General features: G+C 38.4%; 6 protein-coding genes. 3 read left to right on the top strand and 3 right to left on the bottom strand.

Going from position 1 to position 9797, the window contains the following annotated elements:
- The first annotated feature begins 607 nt into the window (after positions 1–607).
- A complete protein-coding gene (locus AFK68_RS24105) occupies positions 608–1120 on the top strand; it encodes a DUF3172 domain-containing protein (RefSeq protein ID WP_094672836.1) in 513 nt (170 codons plus the stop codon).
- 158 nt (positions 1121–1278) lie between these two features.
- Here the strand turns inward: AFK68_RS24105 and AFK68_RS24100 are convergent, their stop codons facing one another.
- Positions 1279–2706 (bottom strand): AMIN domain-containing protein, encoded by a 1428-nt coding sequence (locus AFK68_RS24100; RefSeq protein WP_094675731.1) that lies wholly within the window; start codon positions 2704–2706, stop codon positions 1279–1281.
- Between the two features lie 151 nt (positions 2707–2857).
- Between AFK68_RS24100 and AFK68_RS24095 the strand changes: the two genes are divergently transcribed.
- A complete protein-coding gene (locus tag AFK68_RS24095; RefSeq protein ID WP_094675729.1) occupies positions 2858–3445 on the top strand; it encodes a Uma2 family endonuclease in 588 nt (195 codons plus the stop codon).
- A gap of 700 nt (positions 3446–4145) precedes the next feature.
- Positions 4146–5636, top strand: a complete 1491-nt coding sequence (locus AFK68_RS24090; protein ID WP_094675727.1) for a TldD/PmbA family protein — start codon at positions 4146–4148, stop codon at positions 5634–5636.
- Between the two features lie 1849 nt (positions 5637–7485).
- Here the strand turns inward: AFK68_RS24090 and AFK68_RS42490 are convergent.
- Together AFK68_RS42490 and AFK68_RS24085 are read right to left on the bottom strand one after the other, a co-directional pair.
- Positions 7486–7809: a HEAT repeat domain-containing protein gene (locus AFK68_RS42490; protein WP_246844422.1), complete on the bottom strand. Its 324-nt coding sequence runs from the start codon at positions 7807–7809 to the stop codon at positions 7486–7488.
- 1 nt (position 7810) lies between these two features.
- On the bottom strand, positions 7811–9797 hold a 1987-nt coding region (locus tag AFK68_RS24085), incomplete at both ends, for an NACHT domain-containing NTPase (RefSeq protein WP_246844421.1).

The raw sequence follows: 9797 nt of genomic DNA, 5'->3' as shown, positions 1-9797 counted from the left end.
CTACAGACACTATTCTATCCTGCTTACTTAATCAAACTAATACATATTATTATATATATAACATAAAACTTAATATTTTATAGGTGAAATAAAAAATCCGATTTTTTTGTCATCTGACTTTTTTATTGTAACGTTTGACTCCTAATTTTGTTAAACCTACTCAAGACTAATAGACATCTCCAGAAGAGGTAATTAGGGTTTGCGCTCAAAAGTCTTTTTTAACGAGTAGGGGAGCGGAGGAGTAGGTAGGGACGTTGCACGCAACTTCCCTACAGGAGTAATTTTTTGGCTCAACTATGCGCCTAAAATCCTAACTTTTTGATTTTTCGGGAACCGTGCATAAAAAGCTGAAACAGGCGTACTTTTTCCCGACCTAAAAAGGTTAAAGTCTTTATCTGTAAATGCTTTGAGATTTAATGAGCAAAGCAATAATTATTAATTGTTAATTATTAATTATTAAAGCCCTACTCCATCTTTTTCGGAGATATATAATAATTTCCCTGCTAAAATTTATAATTGTAGAAATATGTTAGGAAAAATATCAATCCAGCTTTGCCCATGGTTAATGGCCCAAAAGCCACTCAAATAATTTAAAAGAAAATTATATATGAAACGTAGAACTCAAACCACCAGTCAACCATCCAGATTCAATTATGCTACTCTAGCAATTTTAGGAGGAGTATTTGTTTTGGGTATTGGTATTGGTATTGCCTTTAGCTCCACTGCTAACTTTACCCCACAAAACGTGGCCTCTCGTGAATTTATAGATCGCAGCGTACCTAACCCCGAACTTTGTGTACAGTTTGGAGCTAGTGCAATGGTAATGAATATGCGCGTTTTCTTGACTTTAAACCCTTTTAATGTATACATATCTCAGCCAGGTATAGAACCAGGATGTGTTATCCGTAGAAATAACTGGACGATTCTAGAGCAAAGAAAATTAGTAAACAATGAGCAAGTGCGTGATTGTAAAAACCGGATGAACACCTTCGGATATACAGGAAATATTAACGATGAACCAGAAATTGATTGCGTTTATCAAAACGACAGCGCTCAAAACCTATTCTTGAAAAATCAACTAGGACCGGGGTTTGCTCCACCTGAAAATAACAATTTCTAGTTGATAGAGAATAGGGAATAGGGAATAGGGAACAGGCAAAAAATATTTATTCCCTTTGACTACTTTCGTCCCTATTAATTAGAACTACCCCTAGTACCTATTCCCATTACTTGAAAAAAACACCCACATCTGAATGAGCAACCCCGTTTTTTCAACCCCTAAAAACCGCTAATCTCATAAAATCTGGAGCGGGGTAAATCTTCAACCACACGCACTTCCACAATATGCTCTTCATCTAAAGTAACCGAACGAGGAGAAGCAAGAAGAACAGTACCAGCTCCAACTGCTGCTCCCGCTAAGAAACCAAAACCCGAACCAGTTAGGAGTAATAATGCTAAACCACCACCAGCACTACTACCTGCCAAAACCTTTTCATTAAAATCAGGGTGTCCTCGAAACAATTTTGATTCAGCAGCAAAAGGGATAAAACGACCATCCAAATATATTGCTCTGGCGATAAATTGACTACCATGACTATCAGTGTCAAAACCACCAACTACAGGTGTCTTAGCTGGTACTATAATTCTACCAGATTCATCAGCGATCGCCTCTTCCAGAAGTAAAACTTCCTGTGTCTCAATACCCCGTGGTAGTCTAAATTCTCCAGTAGGGAAAATTAAACCTATTATTTCTCCTTCTTTAACTAAGATAGAAGCATCATCTTCAGATTGTTTTTTTCCCGAAGTTCCAGGTAAAGGTTCTCCAAAAGAAATCACATCTACTGATTCGGTAGTGCTATAGTTGTTGGGTTCTTCTACAGGTTCAGGTTCTGGGGGCGGTGGAACAAAAGTATCTTCAGTTTCTTTAGCTTCAAGTTGTGGCACTTCCCCAATTTCAGATGGTTCAGTAGCTGGTTGTCTATCGCCCAAAGCATCTATTAATGGAGAACTAACACTATCTGGTTTGTCAGTGGGAATAACCAGGAAGGGAATAGAAGGATCTGCCGAAGGTGGAGGGTTTGGTAGAGGAGATTCATCTTTTGGATCTGTTTCTAGAAAACCTACCCTATCTTGTTTTGGTTGAGTAGGAGGTTGATTATCTTCTTCAATAATAGATTCTGAATTTTCTACTTTTGTAGCTTCTGCTTCAACATAATTTTCATCTAAAATCATTTGCTCTTCTGCTGCTTCTGAGATTTCTCCCTCACCCAGAAGTAGACGCAACTGCCAACTATTTTCTTGTGGTTCAACCTGTTCTAATTTTACTTGTTTAGTAGATACAGCTAACTCTGGAGCAAAATCTATAACAACTTTTGCTTGTTGTGGTTGCTCTTGAGAGAGACTAACTCGACGCACCAACCCTGCTGGATATAATTCAGTCACATTTACACTAACTTCAGTATCTGGAATGTAGACAACTAGACGAGCAGGTTTGCTTTCAACAGAATAACTAGGAATTGTACCTTCTGGGAGGGTAAACTGAAGTTGATTATTATCTGGGTTAAAAAACCAATTTGTTAAGAAAGCGGCAAAAACTGGCCGAGGCAAACAGGAATTAATTGCCAGTGTTCCCACTAAACCAATAAGTTTTATAAGTTTTAATGGGGATTTTAATTTTGACAGATTTTTTTGATATTGACTTGCCATAAGCTAACTCCTCACAATACCACAACTCTTTAATTATTAAGCTACAATTTATAATCTATAAAGTTTGTAAAATTGGACTAAAATACAACATTCTCTAAAATAGATTAGACAAGCTTCAGATTAACATAAGAATGGTAAAGGAGGCAAAGTTATGGAAACATCGACAATTTATTTACCACCCAGATTAGAATTAAAAATTAATCTTACCCAGGAACAATTTTGGCAACTTTGTCAAGAAAATAACGATTTAAGATTTGAAAGAACTGCCACAGGAGAATTAATTATTATGCCACCTACAGGGGGAAACACAAGTGAACGTAATGCAGATTTGACTTATCAACTAAAAGCTTGGAGTCGTCAGAATAATTTGGGTAAAGTATTTGATTCTAATGGTTGTTTTCAATTACCAAATGGGTCTGACCGTTCTCCTGATGCTTCTTGGGTAAAACTTGAACTTTGGGATAGTTTAACTGTTGAAGAACAAGATAAGTTTGCACCTTTATGTCCTGATTTTGTGGTGGAATTAATGTCTCCTAGTGATAGTTTGCCAAAAACACGAGAAAAGATGTTGGAATATATAGAAAATGGTGCATTGTTAGGATGGTTAATTAATCGAAAAAAACGAGAAGTAGAAATTTATCGCCCTCAGCAAGAAGTAGAAATATTAGTAAATCCTGATACTGTTTCTGGAGAAAATATTTTACCTGGATTTGTATTAGATTTAGCAACTATTTGGTAATATAGCTATTAGCATTTAGCGATCAGCTTTTAGCTGTTTGATAAATGCAAAAATCGGGTTTATTGAGGAAATTTTATGATTAAAAAAACAAGAGCAATAAACTTTGGTTTTTAGACAGAAACCGGGTTGATCAAGGAACCTTTGTGATTTAAAAAAGCAAGAGCAATAAACTTTGGTTTTTAGACAGAAACTCGGTTGATCAAGGAAACTTTGTGATTTAAAAAAGCAAGAGTAATAAACCCGGTTTCTCGTAGACTTCTATTGTTCAAAACAATGATTTACCGTATAAACCGGGTTTCTTTGCGTAAGATCAAATCCGGATAATTACTATAGCGCTACGCGCTAGGGAACAGGGAACAGGGAACAGGGAACAGGGAACAGGGAACAGGGAACAGGAAGCTGTTAAAGGATTTTCCTAGGTCATGCTGCGCAAACAGGATTTAGAAATGTCCTAACCTTAATGCGTAGCGCTATATAGCCTCCGTCATTGCGACTGGAACGGAGTGGAAGGTTTGCGGAGTATTCCGGAACGGATAGCAATCTCAAAGGGTTAGGAGATTGCTTCCTATCGTCGCAATGACAACTGTTCAACCTGATTTTATATAAGTCCTATGTGATTTAAAAAGCAAGAGTAATAAACCCGGTTTCTTTTTAATATTTGGTATAGAATAGATAAAACAAAATTAAGACTAAGAATAAAATGGTACAAGCACCAGTAAAAATTCCAACTACAGAACTAGCAAAATTAGCAATAGACCTAATTCGTCAGACAGGATGTGAATATGGGGATATTCGGTTATGTACTTACCATTCTCAAAATTTGACAGCTAGCGATCGCTCTCTCAAACAACTACAAGATAAAGTTAGTTCTGGTTTTGGAGTGCGAGTTTTGCTCAAAGGTGCTTGGGGTTTTGCTGCTAGTCATCGCCAAACACCTGAAGAAATTGCTAGAGTCGTCGCTTTAGCAGTAGATATTGCTAAAGGTAGTCGTCTATCTCAACAAACACCTGTACAGTTAGTACCCGTAGAAACCTACCGCGATACTTACGTTACTCCTATCGAAATTGAGCCGTTTACTGTTCCTATTCAAGAAAAGGCGGAACTACTTTTAAGTTTGAATGATAAATTATTAAGTTATGAAGAGCAGGGGATTAAAAAAGCTTTTTCTTATCTCAGGTTTACTAAAGAAGAAAAAGTATTTGCTTCCACAAATGATTCCCTAATTGAGCAAACAATTTACCGCAGTTATCCTGGGTTTAGTTGCACAGCTATTGCTAATAATGATGCTCAAAGTCGTAGTTACGATCGCCCTCCTTTAAATATTGGGTATGAGCATATTAATCCCACTGACTTATTGAGTCAAGTAGAGCGAGTTGCTTCGGAAGCAATAGAAAAAGTTCATGCTCCTAAAGGACCTGCTGATATTCGTTCTACCTTAATTTTAAAGCCAACAAATCTATTTTTAACCATTCACGAATCAGTCGGACATCCCACCGAGTTAGACCGAGTTTATGGTTATGAAGCTAATTTTGCTGGTACGAGTTTTGCCACTACCGATAAAATGGGTAAACTCCAATATGCTGCACCTTGGGTTAACTTTAAATGCGATCGCAATCAACCAGGCGGTCGTAGCACAATAGGATATGATGACGAAGGTGTTAAATCACAAGATTGGTATGTTGTCAAGGATGGAATTTTAGTAGATTATCTTACAGACAGAGAAACAGCTTACCGACTTGGACGTGGTAGCAGTAATGGTTGTGCTTATGCCGACAGTTGGTCAAGTATACCTATGGTGCGCATTCCCAATTTAGGATTAGAAGCAGGTGCCGATGGTGGAAGTAATACTGCAACTTTAGCAGAAATGATTGCCGATACTGAAGATGGAATTTTAATTGATGGTATTGGTAGTTTTTCTATCGATCAACAACGGCGGAATTTTCAATTTGGTGGAGATGCGTTTTGGGAGGTGAAAAAAGGTAAAGTTGTGGGAATGTTGAAAGATGTAACTTATCATTCTATGACAACTGACTTTTGGAATAGTGTTGATGCTGTGGGAAATGCTGCGGAATGGGAGCAGTGTGGTACTGATATTTGTGGGAAAGGGGAACCGATGCAGTTAGCGCAAATGACTCATGGTTGTGTACCAGTGCGAGTGCGTGATATTTTGATTGGTAGTGGAGCAGGTTAATTTCAGTTATCAGTTATCAGTAACTTTTGCTGATATGGTGCGTTACGACGGATTACTGAATTTCTTTCATAGTATTAATTTCAGCCGTCTAACGCACCCTACAAGTTAACTTATTGTCTTAACTCTCCTCACCGACAACCAAATACCACAGGGCATCAATACCTCTGCCGACTTATGCTGAATCTTGATGTTGTTGAATCTATTGGACAATAGTTAAAAGTTAACCTCTGTAGGTTGGGTTANCACCCTACAAGTTAACTTATTGTCTTAACTCTCCTCACCGACAACCAAATACCACAGGGCATCAATACCTCTGCCGACTTATGCTGAATCTTGATGTTGTTGAATCTATTGGACAATAGTTAAAAGTTAACCTCTGTAGGTTGGGTTAAGCAAGAGCGAACCCAACATCTACCTAATTATTGTTGGGTTTCCTTAACCTCAACCCAACCTACGAAACTTCACATTAGCTTTCCTCACCTACAACCAAATACCACAGTGCATCAATGCCTCTGCCGACATATTCTGAATCTTGATGTTGTTTAATCTATTGGACAATAGTTAAAAGTTAACCTTTGTAGGTTGGGTTAAGCGAGAGCGAACCCAACATATACCTAATTATTGTTGGGTTTCCTTAACCTCAACCCAACCTACAAAACTTCACATTAACTTTCCTCACCTACAACTAAATACCACAGCGCATCAATACCACTGCTGACTTATGCTGAATGTTGATGTTTTTGAATCCATTTTTCTCCCATAAAATGTCTAAAAGAGGTAGTTGATTTTTAGGGAAACTATTGTACAATAGTTGTTTTAAAAATCAATTAATGAATGTTTGACTGAATAAGGGGAGCATCCTGCTCCCACTGTCTAATTATTTAATTTTGGCAGACTGCTTTATTGTCTTAACTTTCCTCACCTACAACCAAATACCACAGCACATCAATACCTCTGCCGACTTATGCTGAATCTTGATGTTGTTGAATCTATTGGACAATAGTTAAAAGTTAACCTCTGTAGGTTGGGTTANGACTGCTTTATTGTCTTAACTTTCCTCACCTACAACCAAATACCACAGCACATCAATACCTCTGCCGACTTATGCTGAATCTTGATGTTGTTGAATCTATTGGACAATAGTTAAAAGTTAACCTCTGTAGGTTGGGTTAAGCGTATCTCGAACCCAACATCTACCTAATTATTGTTGGGTTTCCTTAACGTCAACCCAACCTACGAAACTTCACATTAGCTTTCTTGATTATAATCGTCTTAGCTTTCCTCACCTACAACTAAATACCACAGTGCATCAATACCTCTGCCGACATATTCTGAATCTTGATGTTGTTGAATCCATTGAACAATAGTTAAAAGTTAACCTCTGTAGGTTGGGTTAAGCGTATCTCGAACCCAACACATACCTACTAGACTAATAGTTAAAAGTTAACCTTTGTAGGTTGGGTTAAGCGATCGCTTTTCCCCAACATATATCTACAGGACTTACGCAAAATATGAAAATATGCGCCACCTGTAGGGGTTAACGGCCGTTAACCNGCCGTTAACCCCTACTAGATATGGTGGCTCTGCGTAAGTCCCGATCTAATTATTGTTGGGTTGAGTCACGAAACCCAACCTACTAGACTTAAATTTCCTTACTTACAACTAAATACCACAGCGCATCAATACCTCTGCCGACATATTCTGAATCTTGATGTTGTTGAATCGATTGGACAATAGTTAAAAGTTAACCTCTGTAGGTTGGGTTAAGCGTATCTCGAACCCAACATATACCTAATTATTGATTATTGTTGGGTTTCCTTAACGTCAACCCAACCTACGAAGCTTTACATCAGCTTTCCTCACCTACAACCAAATACCACAGGGCATCAATACCTCTGCCGACATATTCTGAATCTTGATGTTGTTGAATCCATTGAATAATAGTGGGGAGGATATTGTTGGATTTTTTGCCTAGTTTGCTCAAGGCATAAACAGCACCCCTATTTACCAAGTAATTATGATCTTGAAGCCGTGCAAGTAAAGCACTAACTACAATTTTTGAGTTGTTGCCTAATTCTCCTAAAGCTATTGCTACCCAACTACCAACACTATAATTATCCTCCTTGAGCTTTGCTAGCAGTCGATTGATTACAGTTTCAGAGCCATTTTCCAANTTTTTTGCCTAGTTTGCTCAAGGCATAAACAGCACCCCTATTTACCAAGTAATTATGATCTTGAAGCCGTGCAAGTAAAGCACTAACTACAATTTTTGAGTTGTTGCCTAATTCTCCTAAAGCTATTGCTACCCAACTACCAACACTATAATTATCCTCCTTGAGCTTTGCTAGCAGTCGATTGATTACAGTTTCAGAGCCATTTTCCAATTTACCTAAGACTGTAGCTGCCCATCCACGCATAACAGAATCGTCATCCTCAAGTTTTTCTACTAGAATATTAATTAAAATTTCAGAACTATTGCCTAATTTTGCCATAGCTAAAGCCGCCCTCCCACGGATGGTAGAATCTTCATTTTCATCCTGTAGTCGTGCTAATAGAGCTTTAAGTACAGATTCAGAACTACTTTCCAAGTGACGCAAAACTATAGCTGCGCTTAGACGAACACGATAATCTGGACTTTGAAGCCCTGCAAGCATGGCACTAACAAAAGTTTCTGAGGCGTTACCTAACTTGCCTAAAGCTATCGATGCCTCCTTACATATATCATAATTGTTATCCTTAAGCCTAGCTAGTAAAGCGCTAAGTACAGTTTCTGAGTTGTTGCCCAATTTTCTCAAGGCTTTGACTACACTCCCACGCACAGTAGAGTCATCATCTTGAATCTGTGCGAGTAAGGCACTGATAACAGTGTCTGAGTTGTTGCCTAAAATTCCCAAAGCAAAGGCAGCTCTCTCACGCACATCAGAATCCTTATCCTTTAATTGTGCTAGTAATGTTGCAATTACCTCATCCTTTTCTCCTAACTCTGCTTGATATTTCGATAACCTTTCCTCATAAATCAAGTCTGCTCGATCTTTCAACATCTCCAGAACTTGCCCCTCAAAAGCAGTTTCATAAAAACTACAAAAAATTTGTTGAACCTTCTCGCGAACTCTATAACCAATCTTATTCTCACTACTCACCTCTAACTCAACCAACCTCTCCAAAATCTCCTGCACTAACTCACCATCAGCACCCCGCAACCCTTTCGGATTTTCCGCCAAACAATTTCCAGCAAAAAACAAATCCCGATGTAACCACTCCTCATACTCACTACCATTATTCAAAACTGCTCGAATAGCCTTCGCCGCATTTTTCGGCTTTTGTTGCGCTATCAACAACAATAAAACTTCTCGCCAATGAGCATCATGTAAATGTTCTCGAATAGCATTTAAAATAATTCCAAAATCAAACTCATTCTCTAACTGATAGTCAATTTCCTCAGCACACAAATATTCCTGAAAAGTCTTATGCACAAAAGCATAACAGTCTTGCCCCTGCTCATTCAATAAACCAGTGCGTTCCCGAATCAAATCCACAAATCTTTCTGCCTCCTCCTTTGCTTGATACAACTGCACCTGCTTCAATATCTTAATCTCTCGACTCAACTGAGAAATCAACTCATCCTTATCTATCAAAGTACCTCCCTCACCACTGCCAACATTTCCCTGAGTATGTACCCAATATGCCAATAATTCCATCAACCTGCGCAAGTCATCCAAACCCAAATATTTCAACCGCCCATCACTACTTAACTCCTTATTCGCATCCCAAGAAATTAACAAAGTTTCCACCGCCTTATCATAAAGTCGATGTCTTTCCTTCGGCAAAACTGCCTGATACCGATGAATCAAAGCAATAATTGTCAACAACAAGGGATTTCGTGCCAACAATTTAATCCTGTCATTGTCATCTAACGCCTTTTGCAAACTTTCCTTCCGTCTTTCCGCCTCCACTTTATCTTTAAACCGACTGTCATACCAATTATTGATAAACGCCGAAATTTTCTCATCATCAAAAGACTGCATTTGATAGTGGGGAAATTCGGTAGTGCGGAAAAGGTCACGCCGATACCCCGCCGGGCGAGATGTAATAATTGCCAGGTTTCTCTCAAACTGCCCTAAAAAATTCTCAATCCGTCTGACAACATCATAACGTTTGCCT

This window comes from Hydrocoleum sp. CS-953 (genome assembly GCF_002260545.1).
Classification (GTDB): Bacteria; Cyanobacteriota; Cyanobacteriia; order Cyanobacteriales; family Microcoleaceae; genus Trichodesmium.
This window is presented reverse-complemented; position numbering and strand designations above follow the sequence as displayed.

Coding starts and splice junctions, on each gene's coding strand:
- AFK68_RS24090 (WP_094675727.1), top strand. CDS start 4,146: ATGGTACAAGCACCAGTAAAAATTCCAACTACAGAACTAGCAAAATTA.
- AFK68_RS24105 (WP_094672836.1), top strand. CDS start 608: ATGAAACGTAGAACTCAAACCACCAGTCAACCATCCAGATTCAATTAT.
- AFK68_RS24095 (WP_094675729.1), top strand. CDS start 2,858: ATGGAAACATCGACAATTTATTTACCACCCAGATTAGAATTAAAAATT.
- AFK68_RS24100 (WP_094675731.1), bottom strand. CDS start 2,706: ATGGCAAGTCAATATCAAAAAAATCTGTCAAAATTAAAATCCCCATTA.